Source organism: Sphingobacterium multivorum (assembly GCF_039511225.1).
Taxonomy (GTDB): Bacteria; Bacteroidota; Bacteroidia; order Sphingobacteriales; family Sphingobacteriaceae; genus Sphingobacterium.
The window spans coordinates 5,220,123-5,239,634 of sequence record NZ_CP154261.1 but is presented as its reverse complement, the minus strand read 5'-3'; the positions used below and the strand labels follow the sequence as shown (position 1 = coordinate 5,239,634).

Annotated in this window: 14 protein-coding genes; 8 read left to right on the top strand and 6 right to left on the bottom strand. The window is 38.8% G+C overall.

Going from position 1 to position 19,512, the window contains the following annotated elements:
• Nucleotides 1-72 precede the first annotated feature (72 nt).
• The 3 genes from AAH582_RS21955 to AAH582_RS21945 all read right to left on the bottom strand — a co-directional run bounded on the left by AAH582_RS21955 (nt 73) and on the right by AAH582_RS21945 (nt 2,828).
• Nucleotides 73-318 carry a hypothetical protein gene (locus AAH582_RS21955; RefSeq protein ID WP_046672762.1) on the bottom strand — a complete coding sequence of 82 codons (246 nt, stop codon included), beginning with the start codon at nt 316-318 and terminating at the stop codon, nt 73-75.
• Between the two features lie 126 nt (nt 319-444).
• Nucleotides 445-1,452 (bottom strand): SPFH domain-containing protein, encoded by a 1,008-nt coding sequence (locus tag AAH582_RS21950; RefSeq protein WP_046672761.1) that lies wholly within the window; start codon nt 1,450-1,452, stop codon nt 445-447.
• A gap of 5 nt (nt 1,453-1,457) precedes the next feature.
• Nucleotides 1,458-2,828 (bottom strand): hypothetical protein, encoded by a 1,371-nt coding sequence (locus AAH582_RS21945; protein WP_343320597.1) that lies wholly within the window; start codon nt 2,826-2,828, stop codon nt 1,458-1,460.
• 335 nt (nt 2,829-3,163) lie between these two features.
• Here AAH582_RS21945 and AAH582_RS21940 point away from each other — a divergent pair, with 335 nt between their 5' ends.
• The 3 genes from AAH582_RS21940 to AAH582_RS21930 all read left to right on the top strand — a co-directional run bounded on the left by AAH582_RS21940 (nt 3,164) and on the right by AAH582_RS21930 (nt 6,038).
• Nucleotides 3,164-3,526, top strand: coding sequence for a BlaI/MecI/CopY family transcriptional regulator (locus tag AAH582_RS21940; RefSeq protein ID WP_046672759.1), 363 nt, complete (start codon nt 3,164-3,166; stop codon nt 3,524-3,526).
• Between the two features lie 4 nt (nt 3,527-3,530).
• Complete coding sequence (locus tag AAH582_RS21935) at nt 3,531-5,741, top strand: M56 family metallopeptidase (protein ID WP_343320594.1); 2,211 nt, start codon at nt 3,531-3,533, stop codon at nt 5,739-5,741.
• A gap of 102 nt (nt 5,742-5,843) precedes the next feature.
• A complete protein-coding gene (locus AAH582_RS21930) occupies nt 5,844-6,038 on the top strand; it encodes a hypothetical protein (protein WP_343320592.1) in 195 nt (64 codons plus the stop codon).
• Nucleotides 6,039-6,148: 110 nt separating this feature from the next.
• Here the strand turns inward: AAH582_RS21930 and pth are convergent, their stop codons facing one another.
• From pth to AAH582_RS21915, 3 genes are all read right to left on the bottom strand, one after another.
• The gene (gene pth, locus AAH582_RS21925; RefSeq protein WP_075994222.1) at nt 6,149-6,712 is read right to left on the bottom strand and encodes an aminoacyl-tRNA hydrolase; all 564 of its coding nucleotides are present in this window, start codon (nt 6,710-6,712) and stop codon (nt 6,149-6,151) included.
• Between the two features lie 80 nt (nt 6,713-6,792).
• Complete coding sequence (locus tag AAH582_RS21920; RefSeq protein WP_343320588.1) at nt 6,793-7,389, bottom strand: 50S ribosomal protein L25/general stress protein Ctc; 597 nt, start codon at nt 7,387-7,389, stop codon at nt 6,793-6,795.
• 520 nt (nt 7,390-7,909) lie between these two features.
• Complete coding sequence (locus AAH582_RS21915; RefSeq protein WP_046672755.1) at nt 7,910-8,866, bottom strand: ribose-phosphate pyrophosphokinase; 957 nt, start codon at nt 8,864-8,866, stop codon at nt 7,910-7,912.
• An 811-nt stretch (nt 8,867-9,677) separates the two neighbouring features.
• On the opposite strand from AAH582_RS21915, the gene AAH582_RS21910 reads away from it, so the two are divergent.
• The 5 genes from AAH582_RS21910 to AAH582_RS21890 all read left to right on the top strand — a co-directional run bounded on the left by AAH582_RS21910 (nt 9,678) and on the right by AAH582_RS21890 (nt 19,510).
• Nucleotides 9,678-12,692, top strand: a complete 3,015-nt coding sequence (locus AAH582_RS21910) for a glycosyltransferase family 117 protein (RefSeq protein WP_046672754.1) — start codon at nt 9,678-9,680, stop codon at nt 12,690-12,692.
• A gap of 149 nt (nt 12,693-12,841) precedes the next feature.
• Nucleotides 12,842-14,242: an APC family permease gene (locus AAH582_RS21905; RefSeq protein ID WP_343320584.1), complete on the top strand. Its 1,401-nt coding sequence runs from the start codon at nt 12,842-12,844 to the stop codon at nt 14,240-14,242.
• A gap of 246 nt (nt 14,243-14,488) precedes the next feature.
• A complete protein-coding gene (gene pyrR / locus AAH582_RS21900) occupies nt 14,489-15,055 on the top strand; it encodes a bifunctional pyr operon transcriptional regulator/uracil phosphoribosyltransferase PyrR (protein WP_046672753.1) in 567 nt (188 codons plus the stop codon).
• Between the two features lie 96 nt (nt 15,056-15,151).
• The gene (locus tag AAH582_RS21895) at nt 15,152-16,090 is read left to right on the top strand and encodes an aspartate carbamoyltransferase catalytic subunit (protein ID WP_046672752.1); all 939 of its coding nucleotides are present in this window, start codon (nt 15,152-15,154) and stop codon (nt 16,088-16,090) included.
• Between the two features lie 381 nt (nt 16,091-16,471).
• A complete protein-coding gene (locus tag AAH582_RS21890; protein WP_343320581.1) occupies nt 16,472-19,510 on the top strand; it encodes a tetratricopeptide repeat protein in 3,039 nt (1,012 codons plus the stop codon).
• Nucleotides 19,511-19,512 lie beyond the last annotated feature (2 nt).

Sequence of the window (19,512 nt, the reverse complement as noted above, 5' to 3'; positions counted from 1 at the left end):
TATTCACGAATTATTTACTTAAATAAGCAAATAATTTATTCAAATTTAACATTATCTTATTCTGCAAAAATATCAATCTATTTTTCGTTGCGCAACCTTTCCTTTGTCTTCGTAGTTGCCGTGTTTGCCCGATCCGAAAAAAGGTAGTATGACAAAACAAACCAGAATAATGGACGTTAGTGTCAAAATTCCTGTAGTCCACAATATTTTGCTGAAGTTTTCCGCCTCCAATAGCTTAATGCCCCAAAGTCCCAAAAGGAAATAGGTGGCAACGAAAAGGATCACCAGTGTGAATAATATGCCGAATATATATTTCATAGCTGAATTAATTTATGGGTTGTGAATGGATTGACCTCAGTATATTGAGCTGAATCGTACCGATTTACATTTTAAAAGGTCTCATGGGATAGCTATCACTTTTAAGGTTGAATCTCCCGTAATACACTAGATTTTATTGAGAATCTGTTTTTTTAATGTGTCGAATTCTTCTTGGGTAATGATATTCTCACGAAGCAGCAGCTGCAGCTTTTGGAGTTTCTCGACAAAGTCACCCTCTTGCTGAATATGATCTTTGATCTCCTCTTTTTGAAGGTCGAATTGCTTTCCGAGTTCCATACCGACTCCCAGTTGTGCACCTACACCTGCAATTCCGCCTTCATTTTTAGCTGCGTCGCGTAGTGCCCGTAATTTTTCTAATTCAACATAGCTCAGACCTGCCTGTAGTGCTGCTTGATTTTGTGTGCTTAAATCGGCGATTTCTCCAATTCTTCGTTGTGTATTGGCATCAAATTGAGTTCCTAGGATTTTGAAATCCGTAATGTCGAGGCCAAGATCATTAAAGTCTTGTGTAACCGCGGTCTTGATGTCGTTGGAAAGTAATCCCAGTTGACTGTCAATCTCATTGTAACCCAGTTTCTTTTGTGCAATCTGCGCAATAATTTGTTGGGGGATCCGATTATTGATGATGTCTTGAATATCAGCTGTGCTAACCGTATTTTGATTAGCCACAATGTTTTTATAGAAATGTACCGGTTCCTTGATGAGGTAAGAGAACGTACCATTCAAGCCAATTTCTATCGGTAAATTGTAATGGGGGTCGATATATTTAATAGGTGTTCCCGTTCCCCAAGATTGATTGACAATAGCGGCTGTACGGAAAAAGTAAATGTAGAGCTTATGTTCTGATTCAAAGTTTTGCCGCAAACGTGCTAAAGTAGTAAAGAATGGATGGTTGTCCGTTTTCAGATTGTATGTACCTGCCTCGGTCAGCAAGTTTTCACCTTTTCCTTCGTAGACGAGGATGCAGCCCTGCCCTGGAGCAAGGATCAGTTTACTGGAATTTTTGATCTCATTCCTTTCAGATGGAAATTTATACCATAATAAGCGGGGATCCTGGTTTTTCCACTCAATGACCTCAGAAAGCTGGTTGTTAAAAAGATTAAATAGTCCCATAGTGTTTAATTTAGTGTGTCGAATTTGGGGTTATACCCTTCAAACTTGTTGATTTGTTTGCCATTATTATCAAAATAATAATAGTTGCTCGCGTCTTTTACAATAAAACCATCCTTTAACAGGCATCCATTTCCATAAATGGACTTCAGGTCTGTGCTGATCGTTTTTTGTATGGCCCCCGTTGCTATATCCAGCAACTGGATCTGTATGGGATCGTCCTCAGCAGGTGTTGGTTTATACGCAATGAGAAGTGTTTTGTCATTTTGAGCAACCACTACGGGCTGGAAGTAAAGTCTGCCCGGTGTAAAGTCTTTGAAACTGATCAGACGGGCTCCTTTAAATTGCCATGGATTTATCAAGACCTTTTTGTATGGATCGCGGTCGGTAAAAATACCTGATCCGCCGTAATCCTTATCCCAGGAAAAGCGGGGGCTATCTTTTGGAAACCCATATTGATATTGGTAACTGTACTGGATCAACTGGATTTTTTCTTCTGGATAATAACTGGATTTGCTTGAAAAGGTAAAATCCGTTTTTGTTGTTGGGTTGGGCAGCTTTTTCCTTCTTTCATCGTACAGCTGTTTATCGGGAATAGATTTGTTAATTAAGGGGTAATAAGCTAGGTTTTGTCCTTCATTGTTGACAATTTGATAGGCAGAGCCATAGTCTTCGTATTTAAATTCAACTTTAGCGATGCCCGTGCTTAAAGATGGAGCATCTTTTACATAGTTCTCTAGGACACTTTTATAAGTGAGCGTATTTCTGTCTAGCTGATAAATGTATTTGGATTTGACGATGATATAAAGATGCTGATCTTCAAATACCTGAAGTTTGACGTCGCTGCTCGACAGTTCGACGGGAGTTTCCATCAAAGTCTTAACCCATTCTTTCTTACCTGTTTTTGGATCGAAGAGCCCAATATACACCTTATTGTCCTTGCCTTCGTCCATTCGACCCCTGAAGGTTCCGACATTACCGACGACGACGATATGTGGCGTATTATCTTTATCCAAAAATAGCGTGTTGCTTGCGTAATTCCATTCCAGCGGTTGGGCTTCTTCTTTTTTCTCTGCTGTATTGGAAGTGCTGTAAGTTGAATAATTAGGCGCTGGCTTTTTGGAAAATAGAGCACTTAGGGCTCCAATGACAAACATCAGCGCAATAAAGCCCACAACAGCAAATAATACAATCCGTATGGCTTTATATTGATCTTGGTTGTTGCGTGGGTAGTTATAGTTGTGGTTGATATTGATATCATCACTATCCAGAAAAAATTCAGTTCCACAGCTGTCGCATTTGTAATAATCGGGGCGTAATGTGGTAATTTTTATACTGCCACAATGCGGACATTTGATCGCTTTGATATTTTTAGCCATTTATCTTTCTTGTATTTGTGTTAAACCATCTCCTTTTGGAGTGAACGGTGCGACTGATTGCTATCAATTTTACACAGTGAATATCCTGTTCTTTCCATTGATGAAGCGATTTATGAATGAATTTAGAATTAAAATAAACGTATAACAAATTTTTTGCCAGCTAACTTATATTCGTCGGATTTGAGTTTAAATGCGCAGGAAATGAGCTATTTCTTTTTTTTAAGGGGTTACAAAATCCCTATTTGCGTGAAGATCACAAAGGGGATAAAAAATGTTTTTGGTATTTACGAATTATTCGTAGATTAGTGGTAGATTAGAAAAAGGAAGATAAAGATATGGAAAAATTAACAGCACAGGAAGAGCAGGCAATGCAATCGATTTGGAGCCTCAATGGAGGTTTTATAAAAGAGATCTTGGATAATGTAAAAGGTGAGAAGATGCCTTATACGACTTTGGCTTCGACAGTAAAGAATCTGGAGCGCAAGGCTTTTGTGAAGGCAGTACGCTATGCCAATGCCAAACGCTATGAGCCGATGGTGAGTGAGGAAGATTATAAGGCTAAGTTTATGAATTCCTTTGTGGGCGATTATTTCAAAAATTCCTATAAGGAAATGGTTTCCTTTTTTGTACAGGAAGAAAAACTGACCGCCGATGAGTTAAAGGAGATTATGGACATGATTAAGCATAATAAATCTTAATAGCATGGAAAGTCTACTAACCTATATTATACAAGTCAATCTGTTGTTGGGTATTATCTATCTGGGATATATTGGACTATTGAAAGGCTTGACATTCTATTTTTTAAATAGAGCCTACTTTTTAGTGGGAGGGCTATTTGCTTTTCTGTATCCATTTTTGGATTTAAAGTCTTTGTTTGTACAGCGTGGATTGAATATAGGGGTGGTAGGCGAGCAGATTTCGCTTTATATGATGGAACCGGAGGTTCAACGTCAGCTGACGTTAGGAAGGTTGGTGGAAATCGTTTTTGTGGCCGGTGCCGTTTTATTGTTCTTAAAATTTGTATTCCAATTAGTGAGTTTATTACGGATCCATCTGAATTCGACGTCCGATCAATGGCGGACGTACCTATTCCGGAATGTCCTGATTCCTATTGTTCCATTTTCGTTTTTGAATAAAATCTATGTTAACAAAGACCAGCATCTGGATGCTGAGCTAAAAGATATTTTTAAGCATGAGGATATTCATGTGAAAGGCCTTCACAGCTTGGATATTTTATTGTTTGAAATGATATTGGTGTGTTGTTGGTACAATCCTTTCGTCTGGCTCATGCGCAGGGCCATTCGCCAAAATTTGGAGTTCTTGACTGATCAACAGGTTCTCGATAAAGGAATTGACAAGCAGACGTACCAATACAGCCTATTGAATGTGTCCAAAAAGGGCACTTCAGTAGGATTGAGCAATCAATTTAATTTTAAACTTTTAAAACGTCGTATTATGATGATGAACAAGAAGCGATCATCGAAAATAGAGCTTAGTAAATACGCCTTTCTTTTACCCATATTTTTGTTGACGGGAGCAGCATTTACAGTGAGTAAAGCGGAGGGTAGTATTGAGGGGGTAGTTGAGAAGGCAAATGAAACTGTACTGCCTATTCCGTTGCCAACAGTTGATTTAAGATCTCAGACAGATCAATCAAATATGAAGGCTGCTTCGTTAACGGATACTTTGGCTAAAGCAAATCAAGTGGAGACAAAAGATTTTAAGGAAATCAAGAGATCCGCTATTGATTTCTCTAAAGATCAAAAGTATTTTGTGGATAATAAATTGGTCTCTAAAGCGGAGTTTTTGGCTATTCCTGAAGGAAAACTGGCAAAGTACTGGTTTTCGAATGATAGTGATCTGATCAAGTATCGGACGAAGTCTTCAATCGATATTGCTGGCGGAGCAATTTTGGCCAATACTGTCGAGATGCAACAACATTCGGATATAGCGCAAAAGAAATTACGCTGTGTTATGAATGGTATTGTGCAGGAAAAAACTTTTACTGTAGATGATATCGATCCAAATGCTATAGCGTCAGTCTCGGTATTACAAGGTAAGGCTGCTATTGATAAGTATGGTGAGGATGTTGGAAAAGATGGCATCCTTGAAGTGAAATTGAAAGAAGGAGCTCATATTGGTAAAGACGCGACTAGATTGAAAGGAAATACTATTGGGATAGAGGTTCGTGCCAATGCAGACCCTAGAAGTGAACCGCTTTATATTGTGGAAGGAAAGGAAGTTAATTCAACCATTATGTCTGCCATTCCGGGGACGGAAATCCAATCGATTGATGTGATTAAAAATAATGCTGCATCAATATATGGTGAAAAAGGGAAGAACGGAGTTATTCTTGTTAAGTTGAAGAAAAACGGTTCACCAAAGATCACAAATCAGACCCTTACTTTTACTTATGATAAAAAAGAAGATGCAGGTAACGTTGACAAGATGAAGGTGAATGGAAACCTCTCGGAAGTTGTTGTAATGGGTTATAAAAAAGAAGATGCGAACGAACCCGAGCTCAAGGGCCGAGCGCAGGGAATCCCTGGAAATATCATCGGATTGACAGATGATGGATCTGGAAAAGTCGCTGCCCGTAATATTAAATTTCGCGGAGTTCATGGAGCTAAGGGCAATCCACTATTTGTTGTCGACGGAGAAATTGCCGCAGACAAAAAAATCAAAGATTTGGATCCGAATACAATTGATAACATTACGATCTTAAAAGATCAAAATGCTACTGCACTATATGGTGATCAGGCGGATAATGGCGTCATCATTGTGAACACCAAGTCTTATGTAAAGGAACACCCTGAAATATCTTCTGATGTAAAGGACCGTCTATCGGGAAAAGTGAGAAAAGTAATTAAGACTGAGTTGGGGAAGGAACAAGGTGAAGCGATTAAGAAATAGACAAGGTCGATACAATAAAAGTACAAGACTTACACAAGAAAAAGCCGATATATTCGGCTTTTTCTGTTTATGGAGTTGTTTTTTTGTAAAAACGAAAGGGGTATGACAACATTATCATTTCAAATAGAATCTCCTGAAGTAAAAAAGATTAAAGCGGTACTAAAAGCACTAGGTGGTACGAAAATAAAAATTGAGTCTGACGATGAATTTTCAAAATTAAATGATCGCGTGAAAGAAGCTAGGGCTGAGAAGGAAAGAGGCGAAAGCAATCAGGTATTTAAAATATTTTGGCGGTGAAATTTGGAGTAGGGCGATCAATGAGAAAGACCGCCTTATTTATGAAATTTTTGAAGAAGAGATTTCTGTCGTTGTGATCTAGGCACTGGGACATTATAACGACAAGTAGCTTATTTTGTATTCAGATTTGTCATCGTCAGCTCGATGCCGATATTGACAAAACTCTGGATCATTTTTACAGAATGGTCAATTAAAGCCGGTAGTTCAGCTTGTTCCTCTTTGTCAAAAGGACCTAGTACATAATCTACTTGTCTACCTTTTGGGTAATTATCGCCAATACCGAAACGTAAGCGCGGATAAACCTGTCCGCCACAAAGCTGTTCTATGGATTTAAGTCCGTTATGACCGGCGCTGCTTCCTTTGGGTTTCATGCGTAGCGAGCCAAATGGAATGGCCAGATCATCTACAATCACCAATACATTCTGAATTGGAACTTTGCATTGTTGCATGTAGTAGTTGACGGCCTTGCCACTTAAGTTCATGTAAGTTGTAGGTTTAATCACAGTAACATTGTGCCCCCGTTGCTTAAATTCGCTATAGTAGGCCAACTTGAGCAAGGAGAAACTGGCGCCAGCCTGTTTAACCAGCTCGTCGGCAACCATAAAACCAATATTATGTCGTGTATCGGCATATTCACTGCCAATGTTGCCTAATCCAACGATAAGATAATTCATGCTGCAAAAATAGAAATTTAATAAACAAAAAAAGCACCGAATTTCGGTGCTTTCTGTAGTATTTTAAAATCTTGCTCAGATTATTTTTTACCACCTTTAGATGCTTTAGCAGCTTCTTGTTCAGCTTGACGCAATGCACGAGACATGATTACTGATACGATTGTATCATCAGCATTGTTCAATACTTTTGCGTTTTCCAATTGAATTTGACCTACACGAACTGATTTACCAACTTCTAAAGATTCCATTGGTACGGCAATTTCTTGTGGCAAGTTTGCAGGTAATGCTTTTACGCGTAAATTACGTAATTTTTGAACTAATTTACCCCCCATTTTAACACCTGGAGAAGTTCCAGTTAATTTGATAGGGATATTTAATGATACTTCTTTATCATCAAATAATTCTAAAAAGTCAACGTGTGTAACTAAATCAGTTAATGGGTGGAATTGTGCGTCTTGAACGATAGCTCTTCTAGTTTGACCGTCAATGTTTAATTCAACAATGATTACGTCTGCAGTGTAAAGAACTGGTTTCAAATCAGCTGCGGATACAGAAAGAGCTGTTTGCTCTGTACCACCGTAAAGTACTGCTGGTACTAAACCTTGGTAACGCAATTCTTTTGCATCTCTTTTCCCTACGTTCTGTCTTACAGAACCGCTAATAGCAATTGATTTCATCTTTTAATTTTTTATAAATTTGAGGTGCAAAGATAATCTAATTTCTGATATTATCAAAAAAATACCACCGCTATTCGTTCGGGAACAGGCACTTATTCCATGTTTTCGATTTTCCATGTTCATGACTAAGCCTGTTCATGGCGACTTGTTTACCCTAATGTATGACCAAATTGATACCACTTCCTATATTAAAACTGAAATAAGACTCTTTTAACAGGGGCATAACAGCGGGTTAACAGGGATTTACCCCTGTTAACCCCCTGCTAACCCCCTGTTATATCCCTGTAAATCTCCTATCGTTATAACAGTTGATGGCAACCAATTGCTAACTTACTCTATTTGATAAAAATGGACTTTTCGACTGTGATTAAAAGATAAGTGCCACGCGAAGAGTGTTTTTAAATCTTTGTTATTTTTTTGAAAGGGCGGAGGTTGGTTGTGCAATATAAAAAAGACCTTGGCCGTTGAGCTGAATGCTTTCTGTACCAAGGTCCAATATCTAGAATCTAAAACGCAAAGATTATTCTACTTCAAATAAATCAGAGATTGAAGAGTGTTGATTTACACTTGTGATTGCTTTTGCAAATAAATCAGCCGTTGATAATACTTTGATTTTGGTCGATTGTTTTGCTTTTTCCGGATCTAATTGAATGGTATCGGTTACGATCATTTCTGACAATACGGAGTTTTCAATTGTTTCATATGCCTTTCCGGACAACACCGCATGTGTACAAACTGCTCTGACAGATTTTGCGCCATTTTCCATGATTAAGGCTGCAGCTTTTGAAAGTGTGCCTGCTGTATCACAGATGTCATCGATCAAAACAACGTCTTGACCTGTTACATCGCCGATAATAGACATTGATTCGATTTCATTTGCGCGTTTACGACGTTTGTCACAGATAATAACTTCTGCATTGAAAAATTTAGCAAAGGTACGCGCTCTGTATGAACCGCCCATATCTGGAGAAGCAATCGTTAGATTCGGAAGTTTTAACGATTTGATGTAGGGAACAAAAATGATAGAACCATCCAAATGATCAACAGGAATATCGAAAAAACCTTGGATTTGTGCTGCGTGAAGGTCCATCGTCATGATGCGGTGAATGCCAGCTGCAGTCAATAGGTTGGCAATCATTTTTGCGCCGATAGCAACTCTTGGTTTGTCTTTACGATCTTGTCTTGCGAAACCAAAGTAAGGGACTACCGCTGTGATATAATGTGCTGAAGCTCTCTTCGCTGCATCTGTCATCAACAATAATTCAAAAAGATTGTCAGTAGGCTGGTTGGTAGATTGGATGATGAATACATCGCTTCCGCGAACTGATTCATTGTAGAATGGTTGAATCTCACCATCGCTAAAACGCGATAATGTTTTGTCTCCTAGTGGTTTCCCGTAAGATTGTGCGATTTTTTCGGCTAGTTCTGTAGTGCCAGAACCTGCAAATAGTTTAACCGTGTTGAATTGCAAAGGCATGGTTTTGTATATTTATGTTGGGTTATTGTATTGTCGTTTATTCAATATTTTTATTCCCTTACTATTTTTTAAAGTTAAACATTAAAAAAAATGGATTGTTTTCACAATCCATATACTCTTAACTTTAAAAGTTGTCCGACCTGGATTCGAACCAAGACAAACAGAACCAAAAACTGTCGTACTACCCTTATACTATCGGACAATGTCTCTAAAAAGTCAACGTTTCCGTCTTTTTCTTTTTGACGACGCAAAGATAGAGATTTGTTTTAAAAATCAAAATGTAAATTTAAAAAAATCTAAACCCTTTTATAAATAATAAGCCTTGCATATAACGCAGAAAAGGCTTGCATTTGCAAGCCTTTTCTATTGTTTGTTGTCCGACCTGGATTCGAACCAAGACAAACAGAACCAAAAACTGTCGTACTACCCTTATACTATCGGACAAACAATTCAAAAATGTTCGTTATCGTGATGATGTCGTTCACATTTGATGATGCAAATATACGGACTATTCTTATTTCTGCAAATAAAAATGTGTTGTAAAGTGTATTGGAGCTGATTTTCAAATAAATAATTTTTGTTTGCTCCTGAAAATTCAGTGTGCTAACCTTTTTTTCGGTAAGGAGATCCCGTCAACAGGTTGTAAAGTGTACAAGTGCACTTGGACGTGCTTTCTTTGTCGCCAATATTAGATCGCGTAATGAAATTTTTTCAATTAATATGTGTTAAAAAATCAGAATAAAGTTCATTTCTTATTAACTTATCCTTATTTTCGAGCCGTATTAATAATACTTTTTACAGTTATCATTTTATGAACTATACTAAAATCAACAATCTTTTAGGATGGATATGTGCGCTAATTGCAACTGTAGCGTATGTCATGACTGCCGAACGATCGACGAGCTGGTGGGACTGTGGCGAGTTTATCGCTTCAGCCTTTAAACTTCAAATTGTGCACCAGCCAGGAGCACCTTTATTCTTAATGATTCAAAATATATTCTCAAACCTTGCCGGTGGGGATGTTACACGAATTGCTTTCTGGATGAATGTAGGATCGGCGGTATGTAGTGGTCTGACCATTTTGTTTTTATTTTGGACAATTACAGCTTTAGCAAAGAAAATCGTTGTAAAGGGTGTTGATGGATCGTATACATCAACCGATTTAATCAAAATATTTGGCTCGGGCGCTGTTGGTGCATTGGCCTATGCCTTTACGGATACATTTTGGTTCTCAGCGGTAGAGTCCGAAGTCTATGCCATGTCTTCTTTATGTACAGCCGTCGTATTTTGGGGTATTCTAAAATGGGAAAATCATGCCGATGAAGCCGGTTCGGACCGTTGGTTGATCTTTATCGCCTATGTGATGGGACTTTCTATTGGAGTGCACTTATTAAACCTGTTGGTGATCCCGGCGATTGCTTTGGTGATTTATTTTAAACGTTCAAAAACTGTGACATCTTCGGGGGCGATCAAAGCCTTCTTAATTGGTGTAGTTGTTTTGGCGCTGATCTTATGGGGAATCATTCAATATACCGTTAAAGCGGCAGCCTATTTTGATCTGTTCTTTGTGAATAGTCTGGGAATGGGCTTCGGTACTGGATTTAACTTATTCATGATTTTAGCGGTGGCTCTTTTCGTATATGGGATCTGGTATTCAATCAAAAAGGTCAAACCGATGTTAAATCTGATTTTAATCAGTGCAGCATTTATCATTTTTGGTTACAGCTCTTTTGCCATGATTATGGTACGTGCCAAAGCAAATCCGACGTTAAATAACAGTGATCCGGATAATGCATTTTCTTTTGTAAGCTACCTTGGCCGTGAGCAATATGCAAGTGAGCCTCTTTTAAACGGACCTACATTTGATGCGCAGGTAGTGGATGCCGAGCCGACCTACACGTACAGAAAAGATAAGGATAAGTATACAAAAGTGGAGAACGGCATGGATTATAAATACGATAAAACGATGTTTTTCCCGCGTGTCTACAGTTCACGGGATCAGGGACATATTGAATATTATCGTGATTACTTAAAAATTCCGGAAGGACAGTCGCCGACTTTTGGCGATAACCTGAAATTCTTTTTCAGTTATCAGATCGGACATATGTACGGCCGTTATTTCTTGTGGAATTTTGCCGGTCGTCAGAATGACCAACAAGGTCAGGGTTCGTTTACGGAGGGTAATTGGATCTCAGGTGCTAAACCTGTAGACCAAATGCATGTCGGTGGACAAAATGCCATTCCAGATTCATTGAAGACTGATCCTTCGAATAACAAATATTATTTCTTGCCTTTGATCATTGGTTTAATTGGTGCATTCTGGCATTTTGGAAAGAGACAACGTGATGCGGGAATTGTGGGGCTGTTGTTTTTCTTTACAGGATTAGCAATTGTTTTATATCTAAATCAAAGTCCACTTCAACCACGTGAACGTGACTATGCGTATGCAGGTTCTTTTTATGCCTTTGCGATCTGGATCGGGCTTGGGGTTTTCGCTATCGCGGATTATTTAAGCAAAAAAGTGGATGGTAAAGTAGCGGCCGGTGCTGCTACAGTAGCTTGTTTATTGGGTGCTCCGGTATTGTTGGGCTTCCAAAACTGGGATGATCACGATCGTTCGGAGAAAACAACTGCACGTGATTTAGCGAAAAACTATTTAGCATCTTGTGCACCGAATGCGATTTTATTTACTTACGGTGATAATGATACCTATCCTTTGTGGTATGTACAGGAAGTTGAAAATTATCGTCCAGATGTGCGTGTCGTAAACTTAAGTTTGTTGAGTTCGGACTGGTATATGCGCCAGATGAAGCAAAAAGTGAATCAGGCCGAAGGTTTACCGATCAATATCGATGATGAAAAGTTCAAAAAAGGCGTTCGCGAAGTGCTTTATTATCAGGATATGAAGGTTCCCGGGCATGTGGATCTGGACTTGATCATGCAGATTTTATTGTCTGACGACCAGAAGAACAAATTGGAATTGAGAGGTGGTAAGTTTGAAAACTTCTTGCCAACCAAAAACTTTAGCCTTCCGGTGAATAAAGAATCTGTTCTGAAAAATAATGTCGTTCCTAAAGCTTGGCAAGAATCTATTGTCGATACCATGAGCTGGACCTACAATAGAAATTATATCTCTAGAGCAGAATTATCAATCTTAAACGTATTGTTGAATAACGATTGGAAACGTCCAATTTATTTTGCGGCAACAGTTCCAAATGATAACTACCTTGGTTTAGATAAATATCTGGTCCAAGAGGGCTTTGCACTGCGTTTAATGCCGATTGCAACTCCTGCCGGGGCGGAAGGTACATTGGTTGATACACAGTCTGCTTATAAAGACATTACTACGAAATACCAATGGGGTAATATGGCACATGCTTCGTACCTGGATCCTGAATCTTACCGCATGATTACCATGATTACAAATACCGTAATGGGTGGTACAGCGACACAGTTGATGATGGAAGGTCATAAGGATGAGGCGCGTAAAGTCGCTGTTGAAACGTATGAGAAAATGCCAAAACGTGTTTATTTGATGCGCGATATTTTAGGCTATATTCCAATTGTCAATGTGTTGTATGAAACTGGTGAAACAAAGCGTGCGAATGAGATCGTAAACCGCAATTTGAAGTTTATGACCCAAAATATGCGTTGGTACCAAGATATTGCCCAAACGAAACCTGAGCTTGAATATTCCAATATTGGAACGGCTTTACGTGCTTTGGGAGCCTATAAGAGTATTTTAGCCTCTACTTCGGAAAAACAATTACTACAGCAAGTGACCGATTTAGAAAAATCGTATAAACAACAGTATGGTGTTGAGTAACAATTAGAGACATCATCTTACCCAAAGGAGCTGCCCTTTACTACAGGCATTCGAAAAGGAGAAATACTTTTTGATGCGATGTAGGAAAGGGCAGCTTTTTTTTGATTATTTTTTCTTAGCTTAACGCCATATAAAACCAAGCTTAAGTTATGATGAAACGTCAATTAAAATTGTGGGATGCAGTAATGCTGGTCATGGGGTCGATGATCGGAAGCGGTATTTTTATTGTATCGAGTGATATGATGCGGCAGCTGGGATCCGGATATTGGTTGGCAATAGTTTGGTTATTGACCGCATTGGCCACTGTTGCGGCGGCAATCTGCTATGGCGAATTGTCGTCGATGTATCCGAAGGCTGGTGGACAATATACTTATCTGACAGAAATATTTGGGAAGCCAATCGGCTTTTTATATGGCTGGAGCTTATTTACAGTCATTCAAACGGGGACTATAGCGGCTGTAGCTGTTGCTTTTGGCAAGTTTACGGCCTATCTCATCCCTCAGCTAAATGATGCAGCACCGTTATTTCAGCGTGGAGAGTTTAAGATTACCTGGATACAGATTGTTGCTATGGCTGTTATTATACTCCTTACCTTCATCAATACGAGAGGGATTAAGAGTGGAAAAGCTGTTCAATCTTTCTTTACCTCAGCAAAAATTATTGCCTTGATTTTACTGATTTTAGGTGGTTTGCTCTTGATTAAGGAAAATCATTTTTCAGAAAATATGGCTTATGGCTGGGATTCCTTCCAGAATTTAAAAGGTGCTGGCTGGTCGCAGATCTCGGGCGGCGTATTGATGGGGGCTTTGGCAGCGGCCATGGTCGGTTCGGTATTTAGCAGTGTGGCCTGGGAAAATGTCACGTTTGTTTCCGGGGAAATTGTCAATCCACAGCGTAATGTCGTTCGGGCATTGGTCATCGGGACGAGCTTGGTGATGCTGCTCTATATAAGTTGCAATTACATTTACCTTGCGGCTTTAAATCGAGAAGAAATTGCTTTTGCAGCCAATGATCGGGTAGCTATTGCGGCCGCTGAAAAAATATTAGGGCATAGCGGTACGATAGCGATGGCGATCTTGGTTATGATCTCGACCTTTGGTTGTGTGAACGGACTTGCACTGTCTGGAGCGCGTGTCTTTCAGACCATGGCAAAAGATGGACTGTTTCTGAAACAGGCAATTCCCAATAACAAATATGATGTGCCTGCGCGATCATTATGGCTTCAGGGAATCTGGGCTTCGTTACTTTGTCTAAGCGGACAATATGGCAACTTGCTGGATATGATATCTTTTGTTATTGTTATATTTTATATGATTACAGTGTTGGGGGTTATTATTCAGCGTGTACGAAGACCCGATTTGGAACGCTCCTATAAAACCTTCCTTTTTCCGATTACACCAATCTTGTACCTGTTGATCGGTACGGTCTTTTGTGTATTATTAATTATCTATAAGCCACAATACACCTGGCCCGGCTTTATCCTTGTATTAATCGGTGTACCGGTATATTTTTTCGCACGGAATAATAAACCTACCCAGCTCGACGAATAATCTCCATGTATAACATTTCGATGCTATGGAATTTGCTGTAAACGGTTGAAAAAGTGTATTGTATAGGACTGTAAAACCTGGTAATATACTCGGATAATAGCTTTGTAAATTTCCTTAAAACGAAGATATTCTTTGTTTAAATCACTTTTTGTTATTGTGCCAGTTGGATGCAACTATTGAAATTAATTGCCGTTCATAGCTTCATTTTTGTTAAAAAAAGTGTAGCTTTGCTCAAACATTCCCATAATGAAACAGTCGATTTTATTAGACGGACCAAAATTTCAAATCACAATTCAAAGACTATGTCGTCAATTGATTGAGAATCATGGTGATTTTTCAAACGCTGTCGTCATAGGTATTCAACCCCGAGGAACTTTCTTAGCGAGACGTATCGTCAAAGAGCTTGAACAAATGATCGGAAAAGAGATTTTAGTTGGCGATTTGGATATTACCTTTTATCGCGATGACTTCCGTACGAAAGGAAATACTGGTCCACTCTTAGCAAATAGCACAAATATCAATTTTATTGTAGAAGGTAAAGAGGTCATTTTTATAGATGATGTCTTATGGACAGGTCGTACTATTCGTGCGGCAATGGATGCTGTACAGGCATTTGGCCGTGCAAGAAGAATAGAATTGCTTGTTTTGGTCGATCGCCGCTTCTCTAGACAGATTCCTATTCAGCCTGATTATATCGGAATACAGGTAGATTCTATTGATTCACAAAAAGTAATTGTTAACTGGAAAGAGTCAGAGGATCAGGATAGTATTATCTTGATTACGGAAAAAAAGACGTCAGCTAGCGATTCATAGCGGTGTTATGACCATATAGCTGAAGGTTATAGGTAACCTTTGGAAACAGGCACTTTCAATAAAAAATGATTAGTAAATATTTGAATATACTATAAAATGTCATCTGTAGCAGAACAATTAAGTACCCGCCATTTATTGGGGATCAAAGATCTAAATGAGAACGATATCCAATTGATCCTGGATACAGCAAGTAATTTCAAAGAGGTATTAAATAGACCGATCAAAAAGGTTCCTTCATTACGGGATATTACGATTGCCAACGTGTTTTTTGAAAATTCTACACGTACACGCTTGTCGTTTGAGCTAGCTGAAAAGAGGCTTTCTGCGGATATCGTGAATTTTGCAGCATCCTCCTCTTCCGTAAGTAAAGGCGAGACACTCATCGATACGGTGAACAATATTCTGGCCATGAAGGTTGATATGATTGTAATGCGACATCCCTATGCCGGGGCTGGGGTATTTCTAAGTAAACATGTTGATGCACAGATTGTCAATGCAGGTGACGGAGCACATGAACACCCTACACAAGCTTTGCTTGATTCATTTTCAATTCGTGAACGCTATGGCGATGTCGCTGGTCGTAAAGTAGCTATTGTTGGGGATATCACACATTCACGCGTTGCCTTGTCGAATATCTTATGTCTTCAAAAGCAAGGTGCTGAAGTGATGGTTTGTGGTCCGACCACATTAATTCCTAAACATATTACATCATTGGGTGTAAAGGTAGAGCATGATTTGAGAAAAGCGCTGAACTGGTGCGATGTTGCAAATATGTTACGGATTCAATTGGAGCGTCAGGATATTGCCTATTTCCCTTCCTTAAGAGAATATTCCATGCTATATGGATTGAATAAAGAGATTTTGGATTCTTTAGAGAAGCCAATTACAATTATGCACCCCGGACCAATCAATCGAGGGGTCGAAATCACATCGGATGTCGCGGACAGCGAACATTCAATTATTTTGGATCAGGTTGAAAATGGTGTTGCTGTGCGCATGGCTGTCTTGTATCTACTAGCAGGGCAACGCGGATAGTTGAAATTGGTTTCGCTCTGCGTTAATGCACGTGTGAGACTAAATAACACTGTTTTCTAATGTAACAATAGTATGCCTGACTTTATTTTTTGTCGGGCATATTTTTTGTGCAAAATTTCCGTTATAATACAGGATTATTCACAGATGTTAATAACTTTTGTGTAAAATAGCTCAATTAAAGTATAATTTAGTAAAATGAATAAAACTATCTCCCTAAGAAGTGGAGATTTGAATTGATTTTCAATAAATTTGGGGCTATCTTAAAGCCTTTCATGGCTGAGAAGCTTTTGATAAATTCGCCGGTTAAAGCAAATTTATCGCGGGTTGGAGGGAGATTCATTTACATTTGCAGATAAATAACATATTAAGGTTTCACATATTATGTATAAGAAGATTTACCAGGTGGGAGTTGCATTAACCGTTATGGCGACGCCAGCATTAGCGCAACAGACAGAATGGCAACAAATCAACAAGGCGTACAAAACAGGAATGGAATTGTATGAACGCGGAAAATTTAGTTCTGCTTCAGCCCAATTTGACCGTGTTGAAGCTTTGCGGACAAAATCCAACTTGCAATTGGACGAAACAGAGGAACTGTCTTTGTTGAAAGAGAACGTACGGTATTATCAAGCAGTTTGCGCACTGGAATTGGGCGAATCCGATGCCGAGAACCGTTTTCTGAAATACATTAAAGATTTCCCTGTCAGTGCAAATGCTAAAGCAGCTTATTTTCAAATCGGTAAATCCTATTATGCTAAAAAAGATTATGTTAAGGCCTTAGAGTGGTTTAACAAGATCGATAGCAAAAATTTAGCAGGTAAAGAAAATGTAGAATATCGCTTTAAATATGGATATGCTTCCTTTATGACAAAGGATTATAAAACGGCGAAACCATTATTTGAAGGATTGAAAGATCAAAAAACTGAATTTCAGGAAGCTTCCATCTATTACTACGCTTATTTATCGTATCTCGACGCAGAATATAAAACAGCATTGAACGAATTTGAACGTTTGAATGGATCCAAACAATTCGAAAATAGTTACCCCTATTATATCACTGCTTTGTATTTCTTGGATAAACGCTACGACGATGTATTGGATTATGCATTGCCAATTTTGTCGCGAACAAAACAAGAAAATGAAACAGAGATGTTCCGCATTATAGCGGCAACATACTTTATCAAAGGTGATTTAAAAACATCAAAAGAGTATTACGATAAATTCCAGGCACAAGATCAAGGTAAGACGCAGAATAATCAGGATAGCTACCAAATTGGTTACATTGCCTACAAATTGAAGGATTACGATAAAGCGATCGCAGAGTTGGAAAAAATGACCGAGCCTGACGCTTATTATCAGTCTGCGATGATTACCCTAGGTGATGCTTTCTTGAAGAAAGGCAATAAGCAATCTGCGCGTAATGCATTTTTCCGGGCTTCGAAATTGGATTTTGATCCGGCAATGCAAGAAGAGGGCTTATTCAACTATGCTAAGCTTTCGTATGAGTTGGAATTCCACCAAGTGGCTTTGGCTTCTACACAAGAATACTTGAAAACGTATCCAAAATCGAAACGTTTGGAGGAAGCGAAAACTTTACTTGCTGAAGTATTGTTGAGTACAAAAAACTACCGCGAAGCAGTTGATATTTTGGAATCTATCCCTAAACGTGGAAAAGAAGCAAACGCAGCTTATCAAAAGGTAACCTACTACAGAGGTTTGGAATATTATAACGAGCGTGCTTTTGAAAATGCAATTTCCCTATTCATGCGCTCCGAAGAGTTTCGTTATGACGAGGAAATTTACGCTTTAGCCACCTATTGGAAAGCGGAAGCCATGTACGAAGTTCGTAAATATGGTGAAGCGGTTACAAATTTCAATAAATTCTTACGTTTATCAGGAGCTAGCAAAACGGATGTGTATGGCTATGCCAATTATGCGTTAGCCTATGCGGCTTTCCGTAATGGTAACTACAGCACGGCGGCAAATTACTTCGAACGTTTCTTAGCGTCCGGTGGTTCGAAAGGAATTGAAATGAATACACGTAATGATGCAATTGCACGCTTAGGTGATTCTTATTTCTCTTCGAAAAACTACGGTAGAGCATTAACAGAATACAATAAATTAATTTCCTCTAAAGCTCCTAGTCAGGATTACGCGTTATTCCAGCGTGGTATTATTCAAGGATTACAAGGGGATAATAATGGTAAAATTTCAACATTGAATGCTGTTATTGCGCAATTCCCGAGTTCTAATTATGCCGACGATATTGCTTTTGAGATTCCTTATACACGTTTCTTGATGGGAGAAAGTGATCAGGCAATTGCAGGCCTTCAAACAATGGTTGAAAAATACCCGCGCAGTAGTTATGTGCCACGTGCTTTGGTGACGATCGGTTTAGTTCAGTATAATCAAGATAACAATGATGCTGCATTGGCAACCTTCCAACGTGTAGTTGATCAATATGCATCAACAGATGAAGCAAGACAGGCCATGCGTTCCATTGAGAACATCTATTTGGACAAAGGCGATGCAACAGGATATATCAAATATGCAACGGGAACAAATTTAGGTGACGTTTCGAAATCTGAACAAGATTCACGTTCATTCTCGACTGCGACGACTTTATTCTCAAGAGGTAATTATCAAGGGGCGGTGGAAGCTGTAAATGCATATTTCGACAAATTCCCGAAACCAAATCAAGAGAAATATGCACGTTTTGTTCGTGCTGAAAGTAACGCAGCTCTGGGTAATACAGAAGATGCATTACATGATTACAATATTATCTTGAATGACTGGACGTCTCCTTATACAGAACGCACGTTGATTTCGGTTTCCAATTTATATTTGAAACAAAAGAAATATAACGAAGCGACACAGTTGTTGAAAAAACTGGAGCTTACTTCTGAGTATAAGGCTAACTATGGTTTCGCAATCAATAACTTAATGGTCTCTTATTTCCAGATTGGGGATTATAAAGAAGCATTAAATTATACCAATGCTGTCAAGAATTACGAGAAGTCTTCGGAAGAGGAGATCGCAAATGCTTTCTTGTATGCAGGTAAATGTTATGTGAAGCAGAATAAGAAAACTGAAGCCATGAAAGAATTCAGTTTAGCAGCATTGAAGAGCCGTACCGTCTTCGGTGCAGAAGCAAAATACAATGTTGCCCTACTGCAATTGGAAAATAGACAATACGATGCTTGTATTAAGACAGCTATGGATCTATCTGATAATTTCTCTTCGTACGAATATTGGGTAGCGAAAAGTTTTATCACTATGGCAGATGCTTATGCAGGTAAGGGGGATACCTTCCAAGCAAAAGCTACACTTGAATCGATTGTGGATAACTATGATGCGAAAGATGATATTTTGCCAGCAGCAAAAGAACGTCTAAATAAATTGAACAACAAAAAGAAATAGGA

Excerpts from the sequence above, each read along its gene's own strand:
- AAH582_RS21935 (WP_343320594.1), top strand. The coding sequence starts at position 3,531 with ATGGAAAGTCTACTAACCTATATTATACAAGTCAATCTGTTGTTGGGT.
- pyrR (WP_046672753.1), top strand. The coding sequence starts at position 14,489 with ATGAAACAGTCGATTTTATTAGACGGACCAAAATTTCAAATCACAATT.
- AAH582_RS21910 (WP_046672754.1), top strand. The coding sequence starts at position 9,678 with ATGAACTATACTAAAATCAACAATCTTTTAGGATGGATATGTGCGCTA.
- AAH582_RS21940 (WP_046672759.1), top strand. The coding sequence starts at position 3,164 with ATGGAAAAATTAACAGCACAGGAAGAGCAGGCAATGCAATCGATTTGG.
- AAH582_RS21930 (WP_343320592.1), top strand. The coding sequence starts at position 5,844 with ATGACAACATTATCATTTCAAATAGAATCTCCTGAAGTAAAAAAGATT.
- AAH582_RS21915 (WP_046672755.1), bottom strand. The coding sequence starts at position 8,866 with ATGCCTTTGCAATTCAACACGGTTAAACTATTTGCAGGTTCTGGCACT.
- AAH582_RS21920 (WP_343320588.1), bottom strand. The coding sequence starts at position 7,389 with ATGAAATCAATTGCTATTAGCGGTTCTGTAAGACAGAACGTAGGGAAA.
- AAH582_RS21895 (WP_046672752.1), top strand. The coding sequence starts at position 15,152 with ATGTCATCTGTAGCAGAACAATTAAGTACCCGCCATTTATTGGGGATC.
- AAH582_RS21905 (WP_343320584.1), top strand. The coding sequence starts at position 12,842 with ATGATGAAACGTCAATTAAAATTGTGGGATGCAGTAATGCTGGTCATG.
- AAH582_RS21945 (WP_343320597.1), bottom strand. The coding sequence starts at position 2,828 with ATGGCTAAAAATATCAAAGCGATCAAATGTCCGCATTGTGGCAGTATA.
- AAH582_RS21890 (WP_343320581.1), top strand. The coding sequence starts at position 16,472 with ATGTATAAGAAGATTTACCAGGTGGGAGTTGCATTAACCGTTATGGCG.
- AAH582_RS21950 (WP_046672761.1), bottom strand. The coding sequence starts at position 1,452 with ATGGGACTATTTAATCTTTTTAACAACCAGCTTTCTGAGGTCATTGAG.
- pth (WP_075994222.1), bottom strand. The coding sequence starts at position 6,712 with ATGAATTATCTTATCGTTGGATTAGGCAACATTGGCAGTGAATATGCC.
- AAH582_RS21955 (WP_046672762.1), bottom strand. The coding sequence starts at position 318 with ATGAAATATATATTCGGCATATTATTCACACTGGTGATCCTTTTCGTT.